This window comes from Anabaena sp. FACHB-595 (assembly GCF_048568275.1).
Lineage (GTDB): Bacteria > Cyanobacteriota > Cyanobacteriia > Cyanobacteriales > Nostocaceae > Trichormus.
The window spans coordinates 197,350-221,824 of sequence record NZ_CP183474.1; the positions used below are offsets into that span (position 1 = coordinate 197,350).

20 protein-coding genes are annotated in these 24,475 nt (G+C 40.5%); 14 read left to right on the forward strand and 6 right to left on the reverse strand.

What is annotated here, in order from left to right; translation table 11 throughout:
* Positions 1-36: 36 nt before the first annotated feature.
* From ACN222_RS27775 to ACN222_RS27800, 6 genes are all read right to left on the reverse strand, one after another.
* The gene (locus ACN222_RS27775) at positions 37-441 is read right to left on the reverse strand and encodes a hypothetical protein (protein WP_010999748.1); all 405 of its coding nucleotides are present in this window, start codon (positions 439-441) and stop codon (positions 37-39) included.
* A 214-nt stretch (positions 442-655) separates the two neighbouring features.
* Entirely contained in the window at positions 656-1,060 is a 405-nt protein-coding gene (locus tag ACN222_RS27780) for a hypothetical protein (RefSeq protein WP_010999749.1), read from the reverse strand.
* A gap of 1 nt (position 1,061) precedes the next feature.
* On the reverse strand, positions 1,062-2,264 hold the full coding sequence (locus ACN222_RS27785) for an AIPR family protein (protein ID WP_010999750.1): 1,203 nt from the start codon (positions 2,262-2,264) through the stop codon (positions 1,062-1,064).
* A gap of 334 nt (positions 2,265-2,598) precedes the next feature.
* A complete protein-coding gene (locus tag ACN222_RS27790; RefSeq protein WP_010999751.1) occupies positions 2,599-4,446 on the reverse strand; it encodes an ATP-binding cassette domain-containing protein in 1,848 nt (615 codons plus the stop codon).
* A 330-nt stretch (positions 4,447-4,776) separates the two neighbouring features.
* Positions 4,777-6,018 (reverse strand): hypothetical protein, encoded by a 1,242-nt coding sequence (locus tag ACN222_RS27795; RefSeq protein ID WP_010999752.1) that lies wholly within the window; start codon positions 6,016-6,018, stop codon positions 4,777-4,779.
* Positions 6,019-6,069: 51 nt separating this feature from the next.
* Positions 6,070-6,534, reverse strand: a complete 465-nt coding sequence (locus tag ACN222_RS27800; protein WP_010999753.1) for a hypothetical protein — start codon at positions 6,532-6,534, stop codon at positions 6,070-6,072.
* 1,125 nt (positions 6,535-7,659) lie between these two features.
* Here ACN222_RS27800 and mobV point away from each other — a divergent pair.
* The 14 genes from mobV (at position 7,660) to ACN222_RS27870 (ending at position 24,473) form a co-directional block, all read left to right on the forward strand.
* Entirely contained in the window at positions 7,660-9,366 is a 1,707-nt protein-coding gene (gene mobV / locus ACN222_RS27805) for a MobV family relaxase (protein WP_010999754.1), read from the forward strand.
* Between the two features lie 107 nt (positions 9,367-9,473).
* Positions 9,474-11,093, forward strand: coding sequence for an ATP-binding protein (locus ACN222_RS27810; protein ID WP_010999755.1), 1,620 nt, complete (start codon positions 9,474-9,476; stop codon positions 11,091-11,093).
* A 2-nt stretch (positions 11,094-11,095) separates the two neighbouring features.
* Positions 11,096-11,656 (forward strand): DUF192 domain-containing protein, encoded by a 561-nt coding sequence (locus ACN222_RS27815; RefSeq protein ID WP_010999756.1) that lies wholly within the window; start codon positions 11,096-11,098, stop codon positions 11,654-11,656.
* Between the two features lie 44 nt (positions 11,657-11,700).
* Positions 11,701-12,243, forward strand: a complete 543-nt coding sequence (locus ACN222_RS27820; protein ID WP_044523624.1) for a restriction endonuclease — start codon at positions 11,701-11,703, stop codon at positions 12,241-12,243.
* A 397-nt stretch (positions 12,244-12,640) separates the two neighbouring features.
* The gene (locus tag ACN222_RS27825) at positions 12,641-13,600 is read left to right on the forward strand and encodes a tyrosine-type recombinase/integrase (RefSeq protein WP_010999758.1); all 960 of its coding nucleotides are present in this window, start codon (positions 12,641-12,643) and stop codon (positions 13,598-13,600) included.
* Between the two features lie 317 nt (positions 13,601-13,917).
* Positions 13,918-14,523, forward strand: coding sequence for a hypothetical protein (locus ACN222_RS27830; protein WP_010999759.1), 606 nt, complete (start codon positions 13,918-13,920; stop codon positions 14,521-14,523).
* A gap of 499 nt (positions 14,524-15,022) precedes the next feature.
* Positions 15,023-15,322 (forward strand): hypothetical protein, encoded by a 300-nt coding sequence (locus ACN222_RS27835; RefSeq protein ID WP_011316312.1) that lies wholly within the window; start codon positions 15,023-15,025, stop codon positions 15,320-15,322.
* Between the two features lie 21 nt (positions 15,323-15,343).
* Positions 15,344-18,163, forward strand: coding sequence for a type IV secretion system DNA-binding domain-containing protein (locus tag ACN222_RS27840; protein ID WP_190449784.1), 2,820 nt, complete (start codon positions 15,344-15,346; stop codon positions 18,161-18,163).
* A gap of 3 nt (positions 18,164-18,166) precedes the next feature.
* Positions 18,167-18,883 carry a hypothetical protein gene (locus ACN222_RS27845; protein ID WP_010999762.1) on the forward strand — a complete coding sequence of 239 codons (717 nt, stop codon included), beginning with the start codon at positions 18,167-18,169 and terminating at the stop codon, positions 18,881-18,883.
* 64 nt (positions 18,884-18,947) lie between these two features.
* The gene (locus ACN222_RS27850; protein WP_231865581.1) at positions 18,948-20,099 is read left to right on the forward strand and encodes a hypothetical protein; all 1,152 of its coding nucleotides are present in this window, start codon (positions 18,948-18,950) and stop codon (positions 20,097-20,099) included.
* Positions 20,100-20,210: 111 nt separating this feature from the next.
* Entirely contained in the window at positions 20,211-21,005 is a 795-nt protein-coding gene (locus ACN222_RS27855; protein WP_010999764.1) for a hypothetical protein, read from the forward strand.
* Positions 21,002-22,543: a TrbI/VirB10 family protein gene (locus ACN222_RS27860; protein ID WP_010999765.1), complete on the forward strand. Its 1,542-nt coding sequence runs from the start codon at positions 21,002-21,004 to the stop codon at positions 22,541-22,543. The genes ACN222_RS27855 and ACN222_RS27860 overlap by 4 nt, the downstream gene beginning before the upstream one ends.
* Positions 22,540-23,280 carry a hypothetical protein gene (locus ACN222_RS27865; RefSeq protein WP_010999766.1) on the forward strand — a complete coding sequence of 247 codons (741 nt, stop codon included), beginning with the start codon at positions 22,540-22,542 and terminating at the stop codon, positions 23,278-23,280. Before ACN222_RS27860 ends, ACN222_RS27865 begins: the two co-directional genes overlap by 4 nt.
* Positions 23,277-24,473 (forward strand): hypothetical protein, encoded by a 1,197-nt coding sequence (locus tag ACN222_RS27870; RefSeq protein WP_010999767.1) that lies wholly within the window; start codon positions 23,277-23,279, stop codon positions 24,471-24,473. The genes ACN222_RS27865 and ACN222_RS27870 overlap by 4 nt, the downstream gene beginning before the upstream one ends.
* Positions 24,474-24,475: the final 2 nt, after the last annotated feature.

Consider the following 24,475-nt stretch of genomic DNA (forward strand, 5'->3'; position numbering starts at 1 on the left):
CCCAATACTTTCAGCATTTTTAATATTCATGTATTTTTAAGGAGCCTGCCGTTCAATAGCAGGCGGGTTCACCAGGGGCGTTGGCGATGAGCTTCGCTCCACCATAGGTGAACGCACAACGGACTTATTGGAAACGGCGGCGAGGAACGCAAACATCCCCAGAATAGCAAAAGATAAAATAACAACTTGCTGTACAGAGGCAAATACTGACCTTTCTTTTTCTTTTTGGACAGCAATGCGATTGAGTTTGTCCTGAAGTGTTGAAAAATACAAGTAGTCTAATACTTTCTCACACAAGGTTGGGTCTTCGCCAAGTTGTACTTTTTGGCACAGGAGAGTTTCTAACTTCTCTCGCCGGCGATCGCTGGTCAATAAATCGCGCTCATCCCACAGTTTTGCTTGGTTTGTATCTGAAGGTCTATCAATATTCAATAAAGTCATAATTATCGCCTCATTTAATTGTTGAGTTAGTTGAGAGAACAGGTGTAATTGATTTCTCAACTACACCAACTTCTGGAAAATCTACCTAACTCAAGAAGTTTAAATGTGCTTTCAAAAAAGAACTAGCAACTTTGGTACTGAAAAAATCGGTACTGGAGTTGCTAGTAAAATCAGCGAGTTTATGCTATTGAGAACTGGGGAAAGGAGAAGGATTTTAAATCTCCCATTCCAAGTCAGGTTCTTGAGATTGGGATGGAGATACAACCTGTGTCTTGGGTGTATCTGGCTCCAGAGGATTTGTGCCGTCCTGAAAGATTTCCTGAGCCAAAGTCCGCCCATCACCATCAATATCACTGGCTAAAAAATACTCCAGAACCTGCGGTGGCGCACCAGAAACAGCCGCTTGTGCCAGCAAAGATTTGACAAATTGAGGGGATGCCTCACTATCTGCCAGTATCTTCAAGGTCTGTTCGGCATCAGAGACAGTCATTTTGGAAATGTCTTTAACTCCGGCTTCGTCCCAAACATCCCCAAAATACTGTCGATATTGCTGATTGAAGTCTTGCTCTTGGGCAAATCTTGCTAATTCTTGTACCTGCAATTGGGTCGTTTCGGTCATATTAATTTGCTAATGTTAATTGTTCGCGTTTGTTGTTTGAGTCAACCATTTTGAGTAACTGTTGATTCAGGTAACTCTGAGCCGAAACGTAGAGGTTATCCCAAATAACTGGGTTACGACAGATTTTGCTACCAACAGTATTGAGAGCCAGTTTCTCTGACACCAAATATTTACGGTAGTAGTTATTCCACAAATGTTGTAGAAAATCCTCCGCGAAATCATCAAAAGGGATAATCCAGTTGTACTGTTCATCCAAAAACACCCGGTAGGCAGCAACAATGGGCATAGCAATATCAGCCGGCGCACTAAAACCGAACGAATATCTGCTATCGGGCAATAGTGTATTCTTGCGTGGGTCAATTGAGGCGAGGTCAACTACTCCCTTTCTTTTAGGCTTGGTGATATGCTCCTCGATTACCTGAAATAGTCGTTGCTCAATCCATAACCCCTTGGACAATAACGGTAATAGTTTCGACAGCCGTTGTCTTTCAGCCTCGCTCAATGACGGCGTATTGCTAACAGGTGGGTGTTTGGTTCTGCTTTTAGAGTCTGGATTGTATTTATTCCTATCCAAACAATTCATTAATTTGATGAGATGGTTGACGTTACACTGTGGACTCTTGGGCGCACCGCTTTGGTTCTGGTAGTATGCAACTCTGAACTTTGTTTTTTGCTCACGTTCTAGTTGTGCTAAGAACTGCTTGAGGAATTTATAGTCACCCTTGGCATTTACTTTTGAACGGGCATCCACTGGGGCAGATGTATTTGATGCCAAGGCTATATCCTTAGCCTCATCTTCAGTTAAACCAATATGAATTGTGACTTTGACTCTAGCTTCGGTTAGGTCATATTTATAATTTCTTGCTTGCTCAAAAGCTAAAACTGTATGCCCACCATTAATGATGCCATCACTACCACCCTCATTAGCTTCTAATACCTCTAACTCTAGCTGTGTCTTTTTGCTGTTGGGTTTGACTTTATTGGCACACAATACGATACCACTATGACGCTCAAAGAATTTTTCTGGTTGAGTCGTCACCGAGTCAAATATTTGTCTGTATGTTGCACTTTTCTTGTTCGGCTCACGAATATTCGGCTCTAGGGGTAGGTCGGCTGGAAATGTGTCTACATGAGCAGTAGCAATAATACAGTTAGGATTTGCATTGAAATACTGGTCTACTATTAAAGTCCAATTCTTGGGCATCTTCTTCCTTGATTGACAATAAAAATTGTTGGTTTGCTAATCATAAGGTAGCAATAATTACGAAGACATTGATTTGATTATTTTATATTTTTTACTGAAAGATATTTAGAGATTTTTCTGAGAAAATTACTAAATATTGTGAAATAATTCAATTATTAATCAATAAATTATATCTCTCAAATAGTTATTTAAAATCTTGATTAATATTTGCATCAAAAACAGCTATTTTGCCATTATCTCGTAGTACAATAGTTCTAGTAAACGGTGGAATCGTCTACTGCCAAAAGTCAAAACACACCAATTGCTTCTGGAATATTCCAGAAGCTTTTTGTCGCTAACCTCTAAAAAGCAGAATCATAAATAATATCGATATCATGACCCCGATTAAATAAATTAGATTCCAATTATTTCGGGATACATCAGTGTATATAAGCCGTTCATAACCATCTAGAATGCTTTGAATCAACAGATTGGCTTTTAATAAATCATTATTCAGTGACGAGGTTCTTTTTATCTTCCCTAGACCGGGAAATTCGCACTTGGTAAACACATTTTTGTTGTAACAGTTACATTGGGCTATCAATGCAGTTGGTAATGTTTTCCTTTGGCTTTCAGACTTCTGCCAACAGAAATCATCAGCTATGTCTGCCCCCATTTTTGATAGAAATACTAAATTTTCAAATGAGTATTTGGAAAGCATTAATTGGCTAAAAGCCTTGGCATCGGGATTACTATTGAGGTTCTCGGTTGGTTGTATTCCACCGCCAAAGACGATTTGAAAAACTAACAAGACCAGTATTATTAAGGGGGCTACACTTTGATTGGGAGCAACGGCACTTACAATCAAACCCAACACCATACTACCAAAGGATGCCAGAAACAAGGTCAAGTACATTGCTGCTGTATTAGTATCCGCGCCAGGAACATCAACTGCACCCAGCATTAGATAAAATAGCACCGCCGATTGGTATAAAGCGAGTACCCAAGCTAGAAGCAGCTTAGATATCAGATAAGGTGCTAGTCCCAAGCCGACGCTTCTTTCTCTTTTGTAGATTGGTCTTTCCTTTGCTATCTCCGGCATCATTGCCAGTGAACCAGACATTATTGCCATCACCACCACAACAAACAGCATAGAGATGGATTGCCCTGCATTCCCAGTTTTGGTACTGAACAGGTCGGATTTCCACAGTACAAAATTGAGTGACCCCAGAATGGGCGCTCCCAACAGCATTAATGCCAAGCTCAACTTATTTTTGAGCAGAATAGACAGATTACGCTGGCACAACACCACCAGTTGTTCTCTCAAATTAGGTTTATCTGCTGTAGGTGCTTGCTTCTGTTGCGGTAGCGATTGCAGGCGCTCGCTCACAAACTTTTTGTAGTAGCCCGATGATTTAAACCGTTCTTCCCATTGTGCCGGGGAGAGTTGATGTTCTACTTTATGATAGATTGCATCAAAATCTTGTACCCCGAAATAGTCTAATGCCAACTTGGGCGGCCCCACGTATGCCAGTCGTCCACCTTTGGCAAGGAAAACTACTTGATCGGCGATCCCTACATTCTTAGTTGCATGAGTAATTAAGACTACGGTACTGGCCTGATCACAAAAAGAACGCAACAACGACATGATTTGTAATTCTGTTCCTGGGTCTAGTCCAGATGTCGCCTCATCTAGAAAAAACAAACTGGGGCTGCTGATGAGTTCCACTCCTATGCTGACTCGTTTACGTTGTCCTCCACTGAGTTGCTTAACTGGGACATTCTTTCGCTCCACCAGATGCAAACGTTGTAGTATTGCTTCTACCCATTGCTGCTGTTCGCTAATTGATAGAAAGGGTACTCGAAGCTGGGCAGCAAACATGAATGCTTCCCAGACAGTCAAGTCAAGATGGACTATATCATCCTGGGGAACATAACCGATGAGGTTCTTGAATGCGTGATAGTTCTTGTACAGGTCAACCCCATCAATTAATACTTTCCCCCTGGCTTTTCGTTGCCCATTGAGTGCATCAATCAATGTAGATTTTCCGCCACCACTCACCCCAGCGATGACAATAAACTCGTTCGGCAAGAACGACAGCGAGATTTCGTTAAGTAACGTTGTTGAGGCAAGTATAGGGTGGCTATATTTTCGCAAGTCGATGGCATCTAATCTTAGTCCGGCTCTTCGCCTGGTTAACATACTGTGTGGTAAAAGGATTGTGAATTATTAGATTAAATATAGATATTAAATCTCCATAAGTTTAGGAGATTTAATCTTGTTATTTTCACACTGGGCAGATAATACAGCAATTAGCTATATAAATCATCTACCGCTATGAAAATTCATTGAACTGATAGAGTTAGCGACAATGCTCCGCCATGCTGTAGGGCGATTTCACTGGTGAGTTTATCAATACCTTTATGCAGCATAACCCTTACAGGCAAACAATTTGGGGATGTTAGACAGAGATTCTGTCTAACATCAGCAACATCTTAAACAAGAGTTTTTACTCAATTGCCAGCCAAGAGTTTAATATAACTTCTTGCTAGTTAAATATCCATTTTTCACCCTCACCTGGGCTAACGAGGAAGGAGCGGGTGGCTGAACATAATAATCAGGGACTAAAGGTTTATCTTGGCGGTCATATCTTAGATTCAAATCCAGCATTTTGATATGACTAATGTGAGATCCCCAAACATCACATACTCTATCTCCTAATCCCATTGTGTCCAGATATTTAGGAAGTTCCATCCCACCATTCCAGCACATGGGAATACCTTCATTGTCAAAATGTTGGGTTAGCTCGTGACGCACAAAACTTGCTGTTCCCCCGCAAATTAAAACCTCATCCATCGCAGCTATCCCTTTTAGCCATCGTAGTAGAGCGCGAGTGTATTCTTCACGGACTAGCGGTAATATTTTCTCAAATAACTCTACATCCAAATTTATGTCTTGTTGTTTATTTTTCCGTGATAATCGGCGCAATGAATCAAAATCTCCTTCTCCCGCTTCTACTATTGCCTTAATTAAACGTGAATCTTCTTTAGATAAGCCTACAGCAGTTCTCTCAACAAATTGACTGACTATCCAATTCATCCCTAAATCTGTCGATTCCGCTTTTGATGAGTTACCTTTCATTGAAAGTGTAAAACTAGCATTCCTATACCCCAACATCAACATTCCTATGTTCTTTTGAAAATAGTTGACGTTGACATTACGACTGCGATACGCCAATAGCCCAGACCCCTCCAAAGCCCCGTTAAAACTTCGGATTTTGCATTTGAACTTCCCTGTTGGGGTTTGTACACCTATCTTAAATACCTGTAAGAGTTGTCTGCCTAAATGATTAGCATCTGCTATTTCCCCTGGTGGCAGCAATATCTGTAAATAAATCTCCAAATCGTCTTTTATCCCCAATCCCAACCGACGACAAGCTAACCACATCAATGCGGCTATCTTTGGCATGGCATACTTGTATTTCAAGTCTTTTATCGCTGATGACCCAGCAAACATACTTTTCGACAGCGCTCCTAAGACATAGTATTCTTCACCAATACCTATCCACACTGTGTTGTCTTGCACTGAGGATTGGCTTGATAAAAACTCAATGGAACCGTAGCCTACATCTGCTATCTCCGGTTCCATTGGTATTACTATTGGCACTCCATCTGGATACACCTGTGCTAAAGCTTTAGCTGTACTCGCCCCTAAATCAAGTGTTAATGCAACTTTTGTGTACTCTTTGGAGTCCGAGTTGCTTTTTCTATTCATCTTTCTATCCCTTATTTAACAAAACTTAAGATTTTCCTAGTGTTGGTTGTTTCAACCATGCCAACCCAACATCTGATTAGCTTGTTTTAGTTCTTCTGGAATTTCCATCTGCATCAATTCATCTTCTTGGTCATTATCAGAGTTGAACTGACTTGTTTGGGATATACTTCCTAAGACGGATGCCTTTTCAGGTGATGTTGTAATGGCTATATGAGGTTTAATTAGAGAATTTATTGCCACTGGGTCATTATCAATTTCACACATTCGCCGTATAGAGCTAATTTGTGCTTCCAAATGTCCGATTACCCAAATTCCCGTTTGCTTAAGTCTTTCACCTCTGATTCCTAAAGAGATCAGTGTCATGGGCAGCCAGTACACTTTGAGCGTAAACATAACTAATTCGGGAAGATCCATTCCAAATTCAAATGGATGAGATTGTAAGTAGTTAATTACTTTTCCGTCGGTACTATCATTTGGTCTTTTAATGGAAATTACTTTCTGTTTTGGATCACTCATAGTTTTTCAAACTCTAACTATAGCAACACAGATATCTGACAATTATTACATTTTTTATTCTTTAGCTTGGTTAGGATTGAATATTTAATTATTAAAAGTTCTCATTTCTCTTCTTTTACTCACCATTAGTTCTCAAAATTGCTCTAAATATTCAAAAAAACTTTTATCGAACAATTGTTATATATTATTTAGCAGTATCAATTGAAAATTACTCCACCAAACTCTCGACAATCTTCGCTTACTCATAACTTTTTTCGCCAACTTTTATAATTATTAGCAAACCCTACTAAATAAGTGGGGTTACTGTTGTTTTACGTGTGGAAAATGTAGCGTAAATTACTATGCAAAAAGAGTCATAAATAGCTCCTAAAAAGGTGTTATCCACCACCTTTTTTGGACTAAAAATGCAGGTTTGTTATCTTTTTCTGACATTCTTGTACGTCCAAAATAGGTGTCAGACGACAGTTGTTCAACACCTTTTTTGGACTCCCTTTTTTAGGGATTAAATCGATACAGCCCTTGTCAATACTAGCCTTGAGTCTTCTTTTAGCCTCTTTTTCATTCTCAATAACTTCAAAATTATTGAGAATGCGTACTACAAAAATGTTGCAAATGAACTTCAAAAATAACTGTTTTTTCTTGTTGTGCTACAAAACACTACTAAAAATTACAAATTAGCACTGGTTAACCTTGAATCGCCGTTCAAAAATTCTGTTATCAACCATTTTATTCTGGAGTCATCCGTGAAAAATTATGTAAGCAGTCCATAAATTCTCATTAATTTAGAGTTGTTGACAATAAAATAGCCCCAAAGCCTTGATATTACGTGGTTTTTTAGCCAAAAACCCAGAAAATCAGGTGTTATGTACTTAGGCTTTAATTGTGATTATAGTGACTGTATTACTGGCAAAATCTTGTAGATAGCGGGAGAACTGCCCCAGAAGTGCTGTAGGATCGACTAAAATAGTCGTACTCACTACGTTTATCTACCCATTTTCGCATTTGAGCGATTAGGCTTCAAAAGTGGCGTAAAATCGGGGAAAAACAGCAATAATTTGCGTGATATTTGTTTCTCCCTCAGCCAGTCCAAAAACTCGTATTTCCAAATTTTAGCGTAAAGAAAAAATGGCATACGCGATCGCCCGATTAAAAAAATTAAAGCGGGGCAATATATCAGGGAGTGCATCTCACACCGCACGAGAACGTGAAACTCCTAACGCAGATCCCACCCAAAAAAATATTAGGTTCATCGGTAGCCTTGACCCGGATGAACGATTAGAGGATTTAGTCTTAGCCAAGATAGGGGACTCGGAGCAGAGGCGAAAAATTCGCACTGATGCAGTTTACTGTGTAGAGTTTTTGCTAAGTGCCTCCCCCAGTTATTTCCGTCCTGATTGCCCAACCAATGCTGGTTACTATAAACCCCAAAAATTGGATGATTGGGTAGAAGCGACTCACCAGTGGTTGGCGGATGAATATGGCGATCGCATTGTCAGAGCCGAGTTACACCTGGATGAAGCCACCCCCCATATTCACGCTTACTTTGTGCCAATTGATGATCAAGGGCAATTGCGCTGTAATCATTTCTTTGACGGCAGGCAAAAAATCCACGCCTTTCAAGATTCTTACTACAACACGATGCACCTGATTGGGCTGGAGCGTGGCATCAAGGGCAGTAAAGCCAAGCACCAGGACATCAAGGATTTTTACCGCATTGTGGAGGAGGGGCGAGATTTAGAGGTTGATGAGCTAAGTGCAGCGCAATTAAAGGCTAAAGCGGCTGACCGAGACAGAGCGACTGAGCGTAAACAGGAGATGGAAGCTACAGCCAAAGCTCTAGCGAGTGAAAATGAAGAGCTACGGCGACGAATTGAGCAATTAGAGCAAGATAATCAGCAATTACGACTCAAGAGCGAATGGTCAACTGATTTAGCTTTGGATGATGTTGCTTGGGAGTTGGGACTGTGGCGTAAAGGCAATGAGTGGGTGGGAAGAAACCACATCATTAATATAGATGGCTCTGGATTTACTGACTTTGGCAATGGTTTAGTATTGTCGGGTTATGGGGCGCTCGACTTGGTGAAACACGTTAATCAATGCAACCAAACCAGTGCCATCGCATGGTTGGGGGAACGATTTGGGAAAGCTGGCGCAGAACGTACAGCGATCGCTCATGCTAAAAAAGTTGCGGCTGACATTATCCAGACTCAAAGCGCACCCCAATTTACCCTACCCGTTGAGGAAAAATCTAACTGGTCAAGAGTTGAAAATTACCTTACCCAAAAACGGGGAATCCCCTCTGATTGCGTACAGATGCTACATAACCAAGGGCTAATTTATGCCGACTCAAAAGCAAATGCCGTGTTTGTCATGCGGGATCTCGACGGGAATACCAAAGGCGCATTTTTACAAGGGACAGCTAATACATTCTCTGGTTATGAATTAGGTACTAAGCGCCGCTCTTGTTGGTTTTACTTTTCTTTAGGTGGCAAAGCAACTGATAAAAGCTCTCAAGCAGTGCTGTGTGAATCTCCCATTGATGCTATTTCACTGTTTGTACTGGAATATCACGTTAAAGGAATACCAGACAACAGAACACTTTACATGGCAGTAGACGACACCTCAAGTTTACCTTTTGAACGATTACGTCATGTTCCTCATGTACAAGTAGCTTTTATTCAACCAAATATGGCACGGACTGTTAAAGAACTACTGCCAAAATCGAAGTTACTCAAGTGTGAAACTCTTGATTGGAATACGCAGTTAGTCAATTCCTCTCGTCAATTACAACAACGGCGTTTACAACAAAACAATCAAGAATTAGAGCTATAGTTGCGTAAAAGTCAAGCAACTCTAGTACTGTTTTTTTCAGTACCAAAGTAGCTAGTAAAGAATTTTGGGTGTCTCTATTATCAGGATGAAATTCATACAAAAGCCTGATGAATAATGAGTTAATCAAGCAAATCTTCTCTCTAATCAAACTTAACAATAAGCTGATAGCTGTCGAGTCTCCATTACAAGAAAGACTCAAACTTTTGACAAATCTTGCCAGTCAATGCCAGCAACATAACATTAACTGTTACCTATGGACGCTGGAAGATGACGCGCTACACCAGTTAGAGACTAATAAGGAGGGATTAACTTTACATCCAATTAACCAGTATCAGGCGATCGCCAAAAACCGACGCGAAAATTACTTTGAAATTCTCCAATTCTGGAAAACTACCAATTTACAAGGCATTCTCATACTTGAGGGTATATTTCCCTGGCTGGGAGAATCTACCACTGACCCTGATTTTTTCTTAACTGCCGAGTGGATCAAGTCAGCCCTAATTAACCTGAAGTTGTACAATTGCAATGCCCAAAAGACAGCAATACTTTTAGGCCCTAACGCTAGTCTGTCATCTGATATTGCACCCTATATTCCGACACTCATTCAACAACTGCCAATTATCGAGGAAATTAAAACTCACTTACCCCAAGTATTACCTGATTACAGCGCAGACGAAATTCATGCGACTGCGATCGCCTCAGTAGGAATGTACTTAGCAGATATCGACTATGGCATTCGACAGGCGATTGCGCCTGAAGTTACACCACTGGAGTTAAGACAAAAGCTTTCGGCTTACAAAATAGAACTGTTCAAGCGGATTTATAATATTCAATTTCTCCAACCCCCTAGCACTCCTATCGGTGGACTGGAACTGATGCAGCAGGCATTTAAAACTTACAAGCGCCTGTTAACGACACTGGCGAAAGCTTACAATCTGCGCTTACCCAAGGGGATTTTACTTATCGGCCCACCGGGAACTGGAAAATCATACTCGGCTAAAGCAAGTTCGGCACAGTTAGGACTGCCTCTGATTATCTTGGAGTGGGGGAATTTCCGCAGCTACGGCAATCTTGCTGAGTACAAATTAAAAAACTTACTCGCACTGGTAGACCGAATCAATCGTGTCATCCTCTATCTTGATGACTTTGATAAGGGATTCGCTGGGGATGATGATTTATCCAAACGCCTAGCTGGTATGCTTTTGACCTGGATGCAAGAGCGCACTAGTGAGGTTTTAATTATCGCTTCGGCTAACAATATTGAATGGCTACCACCAGAGTTAACCAGAAGTGGTCGCTTTGACGAGATTTTCAAAGTCGATTTACCCAATTATGGAGAACGGCACGAAATATTCAAGATTCACTTAGCCCGTTTTGATGCTCGGTTCCGCAATGGAGGTGATGGGTACACCGAACCTGAATGGAAAAGGTTGCTCAAAGCCACACAACGCTGTGTTGGTGCGGAGATTGGGGCAATTGTCGAACGTGCCGCCGTCTTTACTTTCTGTCAAATGTTCAGTGAAGATGTTTTGTCAGTTAGTGAACTTCCACCGTTAGAAATTACGCTCTCAGCATTGTTAACTGCAAGGCAGAACATGAATCCTCTGGCCATCCGTGAGGCTGACCGGGTTGAAAGTATGCGGAATAAAGCGGCTTTGCAAGGTCAAGCATCTAGTCCGGTCGATTCATCTATATATAGTCTCGGCAATATCGATATTTTTGGATAATTATGCAAATTAAGATCATTAATTCCGAGAAGGATTTATACGTTGCTGCTTTTAAGCTACTGAATATACTGGGGCCTGTCGCTGGAGTATCAATCATCATTGCTACTGTGGCGATCAGTTACGTCGAAACTCGTCCCCAGCAGTTACCCCTCACTCACATCCTCACCCAAAACAACCAGACATTTAAGCTAGAAGTCGCCTCTACGCCAGAGCAATTAGAGAAGGGGCTGAAATTTCGAGCATCCTTATCCAGAGATCGCGGAATGTTATTTAATCTGGGGGGCGAAATTTACAATGTACCTTTCTGGATGTACAAGGTAAATTTTCCATTGGACATCTTTTACATCAAGGACAATGTGGTGACAACGGTGGTTTACAACGCCCAACCTTGTCACAAACTTCCATGCCCCATTTATAAAGGTCGGGTGGACAATCAGGTGCTTGAGCTTCCAAACGGCGTTGCCAATATCAAGGTAGGGGATAGGCTCAAAATCCAGCCGTTATCAACTTTGCCCAAAAATGATATCGGTTTTGATAGCGGCGATTCTTTGAGAAGTAAGTAGATTGTCAAAGTATTGCTATCTATTTGATATCAGTGGTGCTGTCAGTGAATCAACTAATCATAATTTTCATACTAGCTCTGATTTTGGCTTGCTTGTTGTTGCTCGGAAGCAAGAAAAGCCGATATCTGCCAAAAAACATCAGGCATCAAAGACGGATTACAAAAGGTGAAGCTGTACTAGAGAGAATCAACAAAATCATTGCAGAACACCAAGAATCACTACCTGCTGTACTAGCATATCTCCGCAAGATAGATCCGCTTGTTTTTGAAGAATTGCTTCTGTCTAGTTTTCAGCGTCAGGGTTACAAAATAAAACGTAACCAACGTTACACCGGGGATGGTGGGATAGATGGTCATGTTTGGCTGCATGGTCAAATGTATCTGGTGCAAGCAAAACGTTATAAAGATTCTATTAAAGCCGAACATTTAGAGGAATTTGCTCAAGTTATTGTTCGTCACAAGGCGAGTGGTGGGTTCTTTGTTCACACTGGCACGACTCTGGCTAAGTCTAAATCTGTTTTGCAGCAGCATCCAGAAATCAAGTTGCTGAGTGGACAAAGGTTGGTGGATTTTCTTAGATGTTTATAGATGTCCGTTGCTGACTCTATTAAAAACTAGCAGTAAAATGTATGTCAATTCAGATACGTAAATAAACAACTTGCTACGTATAATCCTAACTTTAGTAGAAATTTTACCAAAATAGGTAAAAAAATTGATGTTTTACCAAACCCAATGTTAGATAAGGGTTTAGGAAAATATCTGAAAAAATAGTTTATGAAAATGGCACTTTACCAGAACTATTTTTCGCTTGTACAGTTGTGCGGGGATTGTGTGTTAATTGATAGTAGGCTTACTCAGATAAGGAAACACTTAGTCGAGTGATTGCCTACGGCAAGCGATTACGCCATCGCTACCAGTTGTCATCCAATTGGTGAGAGAATGAGGATCTGGGCTATCTGTTTTTATCAGGTAGCTAGTACGGATCATGAGAGAAGACACAACAAGGCAAATCGATTTAGTGTTGTCCACACCACTGCCGTTGACACTTCATCCGGCGGCAGTGTATTTGTCGAGTTTGAGTCCTACTTCACGGCGGACAATGGAAAAGGCATTGAATGTAATTGCACGATTGCTAACTAGCAACCAATGCGATGCAATGTCCTTAGATTGGTCAAAATTACGCTACCAGCACACAGCAGCAATCAGAGCTATATTCATTGAGCAGTATTCCCCAGCAACAACTAATAGAATGCTTTGTGCCATGCGGCGAGTGCTAAAGGAAAGTTTACGCTTGGGGTTCATGAGCGCACAAGATTACCAGTATGCAATAGACCTCAAAAGTGTGCGTGGTGATTCAGGGTTGCCAGGAAGATTAATAAAGCCAGAAGAAATTACTTCCCTGTTACGTAATTGTCTCCAAGATAATGTGATTGGCATAAGAGATGCAGCACTTATAGGAATTTTAAGTAGTTGTGGATTGCGAAGGTCTGAGGCAGTAGCCCTAGAAATGAATGATTTTAACCGTGAAGATAATTTATTAACGGTGCGGCAGGGTAAAGGAGGAAAATCGCGCAGAGTCTACTTGCCTCCTGGGGTTGTTGGTATTTTGAATGATTGGTTGAAAATCAGGGGAAAATCGTCAGGAGCTTTAATTTGTCCAGTCAAGCGTGGTGGACACATTCATATTCAACATTTAACAGATCAAGCAGTCATGGCGATTTGTCAAAAACGTGCTGACAGCACCGGAATTAAACCTTTTAGTCCTCACGATTTTCGTCGGACATTTGTCACTAGGCTGTTGGAATCCGGCATTGATGTTCTGACAGTCAGCCAATTAGCAGGTCATGTGAATTTAGCTACCACTCAAAAGTATGACTTGCGTGGTGAAGCTGCAAAACGCAAAGCTGTTGAGTGTCTCAACTTCCTCTATGAAAATTTCTTTTAATTTTTAAGTTGCTACTACCTTTCTTAAACTACAGTCTTTTATCATAAAATTACAAAAAATTCAATACCCCCTTTTTACATATACTGAGAGCATTTACAAAATATTTATACTATCAAAATGATTTGAATGCAGTTTTTGCAAATATAACCCCTGCGGTTACAGGATTTACTTTATATATACGTAGAAATAATTAGTGATAAATATTATAGCAGTACCACAGTTCTGTTTTTTTCAGTACCAGAGTACCTCGATTTTGAGGTTGACTTATTAAAGAATGTGCGTATTCCTCATTAAATCGTTCAGGAGAACGAAACCAGATGCGTACTTCTTACGGATATTCAGATTTTACTCAAGCAGCAACCCTTTCATATTCACCTAAAAATGAGATAGGTAAAAAAGGCACACTTTCACTCATGGGTGTAACGGGTGTGCTGATGATTGCAGAGATGTCCGTCCACAATATATTGATGGGTGGATTTATGATTGGGGCAGCTATCGTCATTGCCTTGCCGAAACAGTCTCAAGCGTTATTCACTAATTTTGACAAACTACAAAGAAAGTATGGAGTTAATCTCTATGCTGTTTTGTTTGCATTGTTAGCAGTGGTTTGTGTACTAGATTTTGCATCTGCTCCAGCTAATGCTCAGTTTTTTAATGGCGCTCAAACTTGGATGAAAACCGCTTTTAGCCGTGCAGGAGGTGGAGGTACTGGAAACCAAATAGAAACAGTTATTAATTTATTTTTCAATGTATTAAGAGGGTTATTCCTTTTATATGTTGGTATTAGTTTAGTTCGCATCATTCAAGCAGCCCGAAATGATGAAGATTGGCAGTCGCTAGCAAGAACTCCATTAATTATAGTTTTGGCTGTTTTTTGTGGCGATTTAATTACTACATTAATTGTAGGAACAACTACACCTTAGTACAAGAAAAGGGGAGGATTTTTATGTATATTTTCTCCCCATCAGCCCGGATTAAGTCTCTATTTAATAACTTTTTTGAGTCAAGTCGCTGCTCTACGTTCGCGGAAGCGTGTCGAAGACAGACGCTACGTGTTAAGCGTCGGCGCAGCCTCTCCGACAGGAGAAGCTATGCCGCAGGCTTTACGCTCCAATTCAAAATTATTTCCATTCTTCCTAACAGAATTTTGCATTTTGCGTTCAAAAAAGGTCAACTCGCTTCGCTCCAATTCAAAATTAAAAATTCAAAATTCAAAATTAAAGACAATTACTGGGGGCTTGTACCCACCACTAATTGTAGCCTGCGGCAACCCGTTCGCGCAGCGTCTCCGACAGGAGAAGGGTAGACCACCAAATCGGAGATTTTGGTGGGGGCTTGTACCCAAAATTATTAAATTCAAAAAAATTCTTATTCTTCATTTTGAATTTTGCATTTTGCATTTTGAATTAAAAAATGGTCAAGATGTCACAACAACGCTCTTTTCGCACGGTTAACAGAATTTTAGGAGAAAGACCAAGATTAGGGCCATTTCCCGCCGACCAAATATTTCCTTGGACATTGATAGCAGTAGGAAATGTCTTCCTGTTCAATTATTTACTTAAAGCAAGTTGGTTAGCTACTGGATTGGCGATCGCATGGGGATGGGCCTCTTGGTGGACGATATCTACAAATAAAGATTTTTTCGGCAAATTTGTTAGCACTCCACGAATTAGCCGGGGATATATGAGACACAAACCAATTCGCAATTCTGAAGAACCTTAAATTTCAGTTATTAATAAAGTTATGCCAAAGTCTTCTAAAAATTTGAAAGATAAACTAGGGAAAGGTAAGTTAGAAAATGAGCAGATTAACGTTGTTAAAATGCTCACTCCTTTTGAAGATATTATCCATTTGGCAGGGATATGTGACATAAGCTTAGGAGGGAGACAAGGGATAGGTGCATTAATTCTGAAAAAAGATGAGAGTATTCAAATTAAATTCTGCTTTGATTGCTTGGGGGTGCATCCTAATTTACCAACAGAGCAAATGTTAGCTATTTTTGAGGGGATAGAAGCGGGACTAAAAGAAATCCCAGAAGGTGAAAGCTTAACAATACATTTAGGTTCGTTTACCTCAGACTACAGCAGACAACAAGAATTATCGCTCTTAGAATCCAATTGCTCTATTGACCAGTTAAAACTATTAAGTCGTAGTGAAAGATTAAGAACTAAAGAACTAACGCAAAGTGGGATTAGAAAGAACAAGTTTCTGAGACTATGGTGTACTTATACTGTGGTGGCTGACGATGAACGGAAGAGTGATTTTATAGAATCTATTATTAGAAAATTAGAGAAGGGATGGTTTAGCTTTACAGGCGAAATTCATGCCATAAATAATACGCGGATTGAGAATATTCTCCAAAATTCATTCAATGATGGATTTTTGCAGTGGTCAGCTATCTTGGGGAATAAGATGAAATTGGGAATTAGAGTTCTCAGTGTTGATGAAATGTGGTCAGTTATTTGGCAGCAATTTAATCACTCTACTCCTCCAACAATTCCTAACCCTTTAAAAATCGACTCTGTAGAGGGACTAGTAGAAACTCAAACCAGTGATTTCCACATCAGGCATCAGATGTTGGAGAAGGAGGAGTCTGTACCATTTTTCGACAGGAAATGGGTAAAAATCCAAAATAAATATATTGGGGCGCTCAATTTCAGTCAAAAACCGGGGGGCTGGTATGACGAACAAGCACAACTACGCTATTTGTGGGAGTTAATTTCTAGGGATAGCATATATGATACAGAAATCGTTTGTCAGTTAACAAAGGCAAACCAAACTATCTCAAAAACCAACCTACAACGCATTACTAAACAGTCAATCACTAGCACTTCTTTATCTACAGAGAAAGGAAATATTGATGTTAAATCAGGCATGAATATTGAGGAAGCGGTGGAGGCACAGAAGACGATATATAAAGGTAGTGTTGTTGTACATAGTGCAGTGGCTTTTCTCGTTCACCGCAAGACGACTAAAGAATTAGATGAGGCTTGCCGATATCTAGCTAGTTATTTTCTACGTCCGGCGGTAGTTGATAGGGAAGTTGAGTGTGCCTGGAAGATATGGTTGCAGTGTTGTCCCTTCGTGTGGGAGCCACTGTTAACTAAGCCATTCAACCGCCGACTACCTTACTTTAGTTCGGAAGCGCCGGGGTTAATGCCATTGATTAGAACTGCCACAGGCGATCGCACTGGATTTGAGTTAATAGCAGAAGAAGGCGGCACACCTGTACACCTGGACTTATACCAAAACCACAAGAATCTGGCTGTGTTTGGTGCAACTCGTTCAGGTAAATCTGTGTTAGTCGCGGGGATATTAACCCCAGCCCTAGCACAAGATATTCCGGTAGTCGCACTAGACTATCCTAAACCAGACGGTACTTCTACTTTCACCGACTACACCAATCTACTGGGTGAAGATGGAGCATACTTTGACATCTCCAAAGAGTCAAACAATCTTTTTGAGCTTCCTGATTTGCGCTCTTTAGATGCAGAACTAAGAAATGAGCGATTGAACGATTTCAAAGAATTTCTTAAATCAGTGCTGATGACAATGGTGATCGGCACAAGCATGATTGGTGTTAGCCCCTCAATGATCACTAATATTGAATCAATCATTGCGTTAACATTAAAAACGTTTTTTAATGATGACGAAATTAAATTGCGGTACAAACTAGCGATAATTCAGGGGTTTGGGAGTAAGGAATGGAGCGAGACTCCCACTCTTAAAGACTTTTATAATTTTTGTTCTCCCGCATTTATACAATTAGATTCTATTGCTAGTCATAGTCAAGAAATTTCCGAAGCCTTGCAGCAAATCAGGCTGAGAATAAATTATTGGTTAAATACCAGGGTTGGGCAATCAATATCACGCCCATCCAGCTTTAGAACTAATGCCAAATTATTGGTTTTTGCTTTACGTAATTTATCAAGTGAGGCTGATGCAGCGATACTTGCTCTTAGTGCTTATGCGGCAGCTTTACGTCGCGCACTCTCATCAAAAGCTTCGATATTCTTTCTTGATGAAGCGCCAATTTTATTTCAATTTGACGCGATCGCTGACCTAATTGGGCGATTGTGTGCCAACGGTGCTAAATCTGGTATTCGCGTTATACTTTCGGCTCAAGAAGCTGAGACTATATACCAAACTAAAGCGGCACAGAAGATATTTAGCAATATCACTACTCGCTTAGTAGGCAGGATTCAATCATCGGCTGTTGATCCGTTTATTGTTCGCTTTAAATATCCCACCGAAATTATTAGGGTCAACAGCACGGAAGCTTTTTATCCGAAAAAGGAGGGAATTTATTCTAATTGGCTCTTAGATGATAATGGCAAACTCACATTCTGTAGATACTATCCGGCTTACTGTTTATTAGCTTCCGTTGCTAATAATCCCAATGAGCAGGAATTACGCAGTTTGTTTCTCAAAGAATACAAAGATAATCCTCTACTTGGTTTAGTCAAGTTTTCGGAGGATTATATCAAGATGATTAGAGGGGAAGAATTATCCCAATTAGCTAAAACTTTGCTCTCAAATTTACATTCAAAGCAGGTAGCGTAAGTCATGAAACCAATCTTGAAGAAACTAACTATTAGTGCAATAGCTTCTGCTACTTTTGGCAGTTTATTTATTGCTGCACCTAGTTATGGCATCAGCATTAATGATTTTTTTAGTTCCATTGTCTCAGATTTCCAAACTGAGATTTCCAAAATCCAAAATGATGCTAAGGAGAAAATTAATATCAGTTGGGCAGGGATTAAAACAGATGCTATCGCCGCAATTGATAGTTCTATCGGACAATTGGGTGCGCCTGATCCGATTGCTTCGGCTGATAAGTTAAAGGATTCGCTTAAGGATGATTATTCTTATCCTGTCGCTCAAGAGAATGCACAAGAACTAGAGCGTCAACTAACTCTGGCTTCTGTCAGTAGTGTTGTTAGCAAAGACGGACAACAACAAACTCAAGAAAAAATTGATACTACTGCACAAATCGCCCAGCAAGCGAAAAGTATTGCTGATGAGGCTCAGAATATGGATGCCTCTCAAAATGTACTTAAAGCGATCGCTGCTCAGAATGCTTTAGTTGTCTCAATGCTGGCACAGCAACGTACTGATTCTTTATCTGCCCGACAGGACAGTGCTTACTCTAACCTGATGCTGACACAAGTAGCAGAACACCTTGATTCTCAACGGAAAAAGGAGAACTCCGAAGAAGATGGCAGGTTATCTTTAGTGCATGAAGTCATACTTAATGCACGTTTAGATCCTACTTTTAAGTAAGAGTTATGGGTGCGCGAATGTAAAAAGTTGTTATTATCATTCGCGCACTATATCTACTGCAATTTTGTATTTTCAAAAACAGGTATTTAGGAAAGTTTTGAGTATGTACTATTTATTAGCAAAAACAACTGGCGGACAACTAGCAACTGAAGCAAACAATAATGCGATTGCTGTTGCCCAAGGATTTAACGAATTGTGGGAGCGAACTATAAGCGGTGAAGTTTACAGAAATATGTGTACTATTGGCGCTTTATTCGCTGTAGCTACGTTAACATTCTTCATGATTGAATGGACAAAGAAAATGGTGGCGGGGGACGAGCAACGGGCATATACAGATTTTATTTGGCCTTTAATAGTTGTAGTTCTACTAAGTAATAATGGAGATGTTCTAGGAAAATCAACTTTAGGAATTAGAAATTATATAAATAATGTCAACACATTACTTCTTGGGACTACTGCTGCTGGGCTTGACTTGAGAGAAGCATACGAAAAAGCAATTGGTACTGAAGCAGCGCGTAGTGCAATTGGTGTAACTATTAACAGGTGTAAAAATTCTTCATTGAGTCAACAAGAGCAGATAGAATGTCTGAATAAAGCAAAGCAAGACTTAAAAGAGAAATATCCAGATAAATTCGGTGCTGACGGGCTATTTTCTTGGTTTACTGATGCGATTGATGCTACCGTTGACGCTTTCAAAGATTTCAATGAAGATGTTAAAAACAAGAAAGCCAATGGACTAGATTTAATATTCTCTCCCATCAATGGGTTTATCGGCTCTGCCATAACAGACATTATTACTATAATTTTAGTCGGAATGAATGGAGCCTATCAATGGGGAATTGAATTAACAATGTTAGTAACAGCACTTCTTGGGCCAGTGGCGGTTGGTGGTTCTTTATTACCTTACGGAGCTAAATCTATCTACACTTGGCTAATTGGCTATTTCACTGTAGGCTTCGGAAAACTTTGTTTTAATATCATTGTAGGATTTGCTGGACAATTAGTCGCTGATTCAAAAACTTATCAACCGATGTTCTTCCTTTTTACTATCGGTATAATTGCCCCATTTTTAAGTGCAGGTTTAGCGGCTGGTGGGGGAATTGCTGTCCTTACTCAAATTAATAAAGCTGCTGAAACTTACAGTAGCATTGCTATTGAAGTTACTAAAGGTATTGTGACTAAAGGTGGTAGTTTAGTCGGGAAAATGGCTAAGTGAGCCTAGAAAATTAACTGCTTTACAAATACGAACTGCATAGCTTGCTTCCTTAAAGGGGTACTGCTAATTGTGAATTAATGTTACCCCTACTCTCTACAACTTGTTTCTTATATGCTGAATCTTAAAAAAGCCTCTTCTAGCAAGAAAGAGCCGTTGCAACTGCTTAGTTATAACAAATATGTCACAACTAGAGTAGGCATAATTTCTTTAGCTGGATTCTCAATGGCGGCGTTATCTCTAATTTTACAGTTTCTCAATTATGGTGCGATTTCTTCCTTAAATAAAAAACAAATAGCTCTGGTACAATTATCGTCAGGAGATACAATTACCGCCAGAGCAGTAGACCCAAAGCAACGGTCTGATGAAGTCATCAAAAAGTTTGTCTCAGACACATTCATCAAGATGTTTAACTGGGATGGTTTAATACAAACCTTCAACGAGAAGGGCGAACCCATCACAAAGCAGGATACTGGGATAGAAGTAGGCAGAATTGATAATAAATCTAATAGTCGAGTGGCTGAAAAAGCTTACAATGCTGCTTTTGCTTTGAGTGAAAACGGAGGATTCAGAGCCGCATTTCTGAAGAAGTTAGCATCAATCACTCCTAATGGATCATTTAATGGAGAATCACAAGTATCTTTAATCCCTAGATTTATTTCTAACCCACGCCAAATTAGAGAAGGCAAGTGGGAGATAGATTTTATTGGGACGTTAGTAACTTTTGACCGGGAAGATAACTCTGGTCGAGGAATTGCTTTTAATAAAACCATCACAGTTTCATCAATTTCTAATCCAGAATATATCCCAGCTAATACTAGTGAACTGTCTAAGAAAATTTATTTGGCAAGGAAAGCCGGATTAGAAATTACCGAAATTGTCGATTTAGATTTGGGTAAAAGAAAATGAGTATAGACAATAATAAAAATGGTTCAGGAGCGACTTTAGAGGACTTGCTTCATATCGATGATGCTAGTAGTAAAACTAATGGAAATAAAGCGCCAGAGCTAGAAAGTTTGTTAGTGCCTACTAAGCATACATTTGTCACTTCTCCTTGGTCAAGACTGGCAATAATCGCCGTCCCTTTTGGAGTGGGATTTTTAGCTATATTTTTGATGCTCAATGGTATTTTTAATCCCGCACCAGCGCCAAAAATTGCCGAAAAAGAGTCAGAAACAACAACTACTACTGAACAAGCCCAACAAACTGAAGAAAGCGATGGTGATGCCCGTGCAAAACTCGCTCTGTCTGAACAAGCCAACGAGTTAGGCAGGGTCAACGACAAAAATAAACAACCAGTACAAGTGTCCAAAACCGAAAAGGTTGTACCATCCACGCCGCCGTCGCCACGTCCTGCACCTCAACCTGTTCAGACCTCACAACCACGCCTTGTACCTCGAACTGCACCACAACCGATTAGAACCTACACACCACAAACACGGACTAGTTTTTCTCCTAGACCTTCTATCTCTGCATCTGCTCGGACAGTAACGCCCATAGATCCCATCGAACAACTTAACAAACTTCGCACCATCGGGTCTTACGGCAAAATCGCTTATGGCGAAACTAGCACTAATGACCATTCTTCATTAGACCCAGCACAAAATTTACCTAATCAACCAGATGAGCCAACTGATTTCAATAATGTCAGCAACAATCCTGTCCTTGAAACCACACCGTCCCCTTCACCGGACTCTATTGAAAAGATCCGCCCCCGGTGGCAAGCCCAACCTCAAGCTAAGTCGGATAAATATTTAGACCAGGAAAGCCAAATCATTCAGGGAAAACAAACTCGCTACCTCACCGTTGGTACTTTTGCTAGTGGTGTTCTTGTTACACCCTTAGTTCAAGCCACAGTTAATAGCTCAGTCCAGCAACAAACACCAACCCCTGATACTAGGTCGGTCGTTAGATTAACTCAAGATTTACGCGATAACTATGGGCAGGTGGCAATACAGACGGGAACTTTATTAGCGGTAGAACTAGTTTCGGTTGACGGCGGTAGTGTAGCGATCGCTCATGTTCGGGCGATTATCAAAGATAATACCGAGTACCCTATTTCGACTGGTGCGATATCTGTGACTGGAGAAGGTGGCAGACCTTTAATCGCCAATAAACTTCAAGACAGGGGTGGCGAGATTGCCCGTAATGACTTGTTCGGTGGTGCTGTATCTGCATTGGGAAAAGTCGGAGAGGTGATTAATCAACCGGATAATGAAGAAGAAATTGAGGATGAATTTACGGGCAGGATTCGACGGCGCAGCAGTGGCAATCGTCGCAATATTACTGGTGCATTACTCGAAGGGTTTTTTGGTCAAGTTAGCCAGAACGTCAGCCAACGCAATCAACGTGCTACCCAAGAAATTAATTCTCGCCCAAATGCTTGGTATATCGGGGCGGGTACTAAAGTGACCATTACAGTTAATCGCTCATTGGAGTTGCCATGAAAAAGTTTTTGATTGGTATACCGTTGGCGATCGCCGTTGCAGTTGTGCCACTATCCACAATTGCCGCCCCTGTAGTCCGCACTATCAGGCAATCGCAAGCTAGTGGAACTACTGCCAAACTGCAAACTATCAATGTTTGGAATGGTCACGGGGTAGCAATTTCCTTCTATGAAACTGGCGAAACTATCAAAAAAGTCTGGTTGGACGACCCCTCACAAATTCTCATTGACACAGATGGTTGCTTAGAAGGACTGGATCAGAATTGTCCTAATCCCGGTGCTGGACTAATTCATCTGCGACGGATCAAAAGGGTGAATATTCCAGGGCTTCCGCAAACATCAACAACTTTACTAACAGTAGTTACACAATCATCCTCTGGTGAGCGCAAGACTTACAGTTTCAGATTGGCAACCAGTAATGGCACTCCTAAATATAGCCAGGTAGTGATTACGAGTGCTGCTCCGACTGTGGCACAAAAACCTCAATTGTCTTCACTAATCGAAACGCAAAAAATTATCAACCAAATCAGGCGAGGGATGGCGATCGCTATTAAAAATCGGCAGATGAATTACCAAGATGAATTACATAAGCGCTTGCAAAAGTTCATTGGTCATTTACAACAAGGTGACGATATTTCTACTGCTGCAAAGGCGGCTTCTGTTTCTCAAGAATTAGTTAATAAATTAATCTCTTTGAGTAATAGTTCTCTTCATTTAACACAAGGTAATACTTTATGAAATCAAAATTTAATAATAACCTAGACTCACGTTATTTAATCCTTTTTGGTTTACTTGGTACTTTATTTATTCATAGCTTTATTAAGTATGGGATACTTAATCAAGTAGTTGGGTCTATCATGCCGAGAGCATCTGCACAAGTCCCGGTTATTAACTCACCCAATGGATTTGTACCTGATTGGTCGCGCCTGAAATTTAGCGACATGATTATTTCTGAAGATGGTAGTGTGACCTATCCTGGTTCAAGAGGAACAGAAACTAGAAGCTGGACGGCAGGACAAAGCATTGCAGAATTTATGGAATTGGGCGATTTTGAAACCCCTCAATTAGCCATAGAAAATCTGAACCTCTCAACTATTGCTTCAGTACAAGGAGTCAATTTAAATAGGTTAAGATTAGATGATTTTCAGTTAACAAGATGGCAAACTTTGCCAAACTTAGCCACAGCCGTTCCTGGGTTGGGTAATAGAAGTGTTGCTAGTGTGCCACCCATCCGCGATTTTGCTCGGAGATTTGGCATTAATAGCGGCACAATTGCTAATGCTAGTCGCAATTCCAGATTGCGTAATGTTCAACTTGGGCGAGGTATTAACTTAAGAAATTACGCACTCACATCTATACCTAATATTCAGAACGCATCAATTAATCGATTTGCTAATTGGCAGGACTCGAAAATTATCGGTGTGCCTGGATTATCCACTCTTACCTGGGATAATTTACCTGGACTGCGATCGCTTGACTTGTCATTTGTTGCAAAAGTGGATCTGCCATTGCGAGATATCGAAGCTAACCGTACTCGCTCTATCTCTGGTAGTTATCAAGAAGGTTTTAATGTTCCCTGTTTACAGAATAATTGCGCTCACATGGAGATGTCGGGGCTAGGCAAGACTACTGGTACACAGTGGATATCTGGGAAGTATCAAAAAGTTAATGGTGGATTTGGACTTTTAAAAGCTCTCAATGGTGGCAAAGAGCCTACTGGTCGAAACCCTTTTGGCTCCAGTTTTAAGCAAGTTGTTTGGAATATTTATGAAGGCAGTGGAGAAGTAGAAACTGCTATGTTCTTCCGTATTTGCAAAACCATTCCCTTCATTGGTCGCACTTGCAGTCCTTACTTTATTGGCCCTGTGCCTTTTATTGAGTACCGGGAGAAAGACCCTATCGTTCTCGGTAAACCAAATTCTCTACCTTAAAT

Bases quoted from the DNA above. Each gene is read 5' to 3' on its own strand.
- ACN222_RS27785 (WP_010999750.1), bottom strand. From the start codon at position 2,264: ATGCCCAAGAATTGGACTTTAATAGTAGACCAGTATTTCAATGCAAAT.
- ACN222_RS27860 (WP_010999765.1), top strand. From the start codon at position 21,002: ATGAGTATAGACAATAATAAAAATGGTTCAGGAGCGACTTTAGAGGAC.
- ACN222_RS27815 (WP_010999756.1), top strand. From the start codon at position 11,096: ATGCAAATTAAGATCATTAATTCCGAGAAGGATTTATACGTTGCTGCT.
- ACN222_RS27870 (WP_010999767.1), top strand. From the start codon at position 23,277: ATGAAATCAAAATTTAATAATAACCTAGACTCACGTTATTTAATCCTT.
- ACN222_RS27865 (WP_010999766.1), top strand. From the start codon at position 22,540: ATGAAAAAGTTTTTGATTGGTATACCGTTGGCGATCGCCGTTGCAGTT.
- ACN222_RS27835 (WP_011316312.1), top strand. From the start codon at position 15,023: ATGTCACAACAACGCTCTTTTCGCACGGTTAACAGAATTTTAGGAGAA.
- ACN222_RS27795 (WP_010999752.1), bottom strand. From the start codon at position 6,018: ATGAATAGAAAAAGCAACTCGGACTCCAAAGAGTACACAAAAGTTGCA.
- ACN222_RS27775 (WP_010999748.1), bottom strand. From the start codon at position 441: ATGACTTTATTGAATATTGATAGACCTTCAGATACAAACCAAGCAAAA.
- ACN222_RS27845 (WP_010999762.1), top strand. From the start codon at position 18,167: ATGAAACCAATCTTGAAGAAACTAACTATTAGTGCAATAGCTTCTGCT.
- ACN222_RS27810 (WP_010999755.1), top strand. From the start codon at position 9,474: ATGAATAATGAGTTAATCAAGCAAATCTTCTCTCTAATCAAACTTAAC.
- ACN222_RS27825 (WP_010999758.1), top strand. From the start codon at position 12,641: ATGAGAGAAGACACAACAAGGCAAATCGATTTAGTGTTGTCCACACCA.
- ACN222_RS27780 (WP_010999749.1), bottom strand. From the start codon at position 1,060: ATGACCGAAACGACCCAATTGCAGGTACAAGAATTAGCAAGATTTGCC.
- ACN222_RS27800 (WP_010999753.1), bottom strand. From the start codon at position 6,534: ATGAGTGATCCAAAACAGAAAGTAATTTCCATTAAAAGACCAAATGAT.
- ACN222_RS27855 (WP_010999764.1), top strand. From the start codon at position 20,211: ATGCTGAATCTTAAAAAAGCCTCTTCTAGCAAGAAAGAGCCGTTGCAA.
- ACN222_RS27790 (WP_010999751.1), bottom strand. From the start codon at position 4,446: ATGTTAACCAGGCGAAGAGCCGGACTAAGATTAGATGCCATCGACTTG.
- mobV (WP_010999754.1), top strand. From the start codon at position 7,660: ATGGCATACGCGATCGCCCGATTAAAAAAATTAAAGCGGGGCAATATA.
- ACN222_RS27840 (WP_190449784.1), top strand. From the start codon at position 15,344: ATGCCAAAGTCTTCTAAAAATTTGAAAGATAAACTAGGGAAAGGTAAG.
- ACN222_RS27830 (WP_010999759.1), top strand. From the start codon at position 13,918: ATGCGTACTTCTTACGGATATTCAGATTTTACTCAAGCAGCAACCCTT.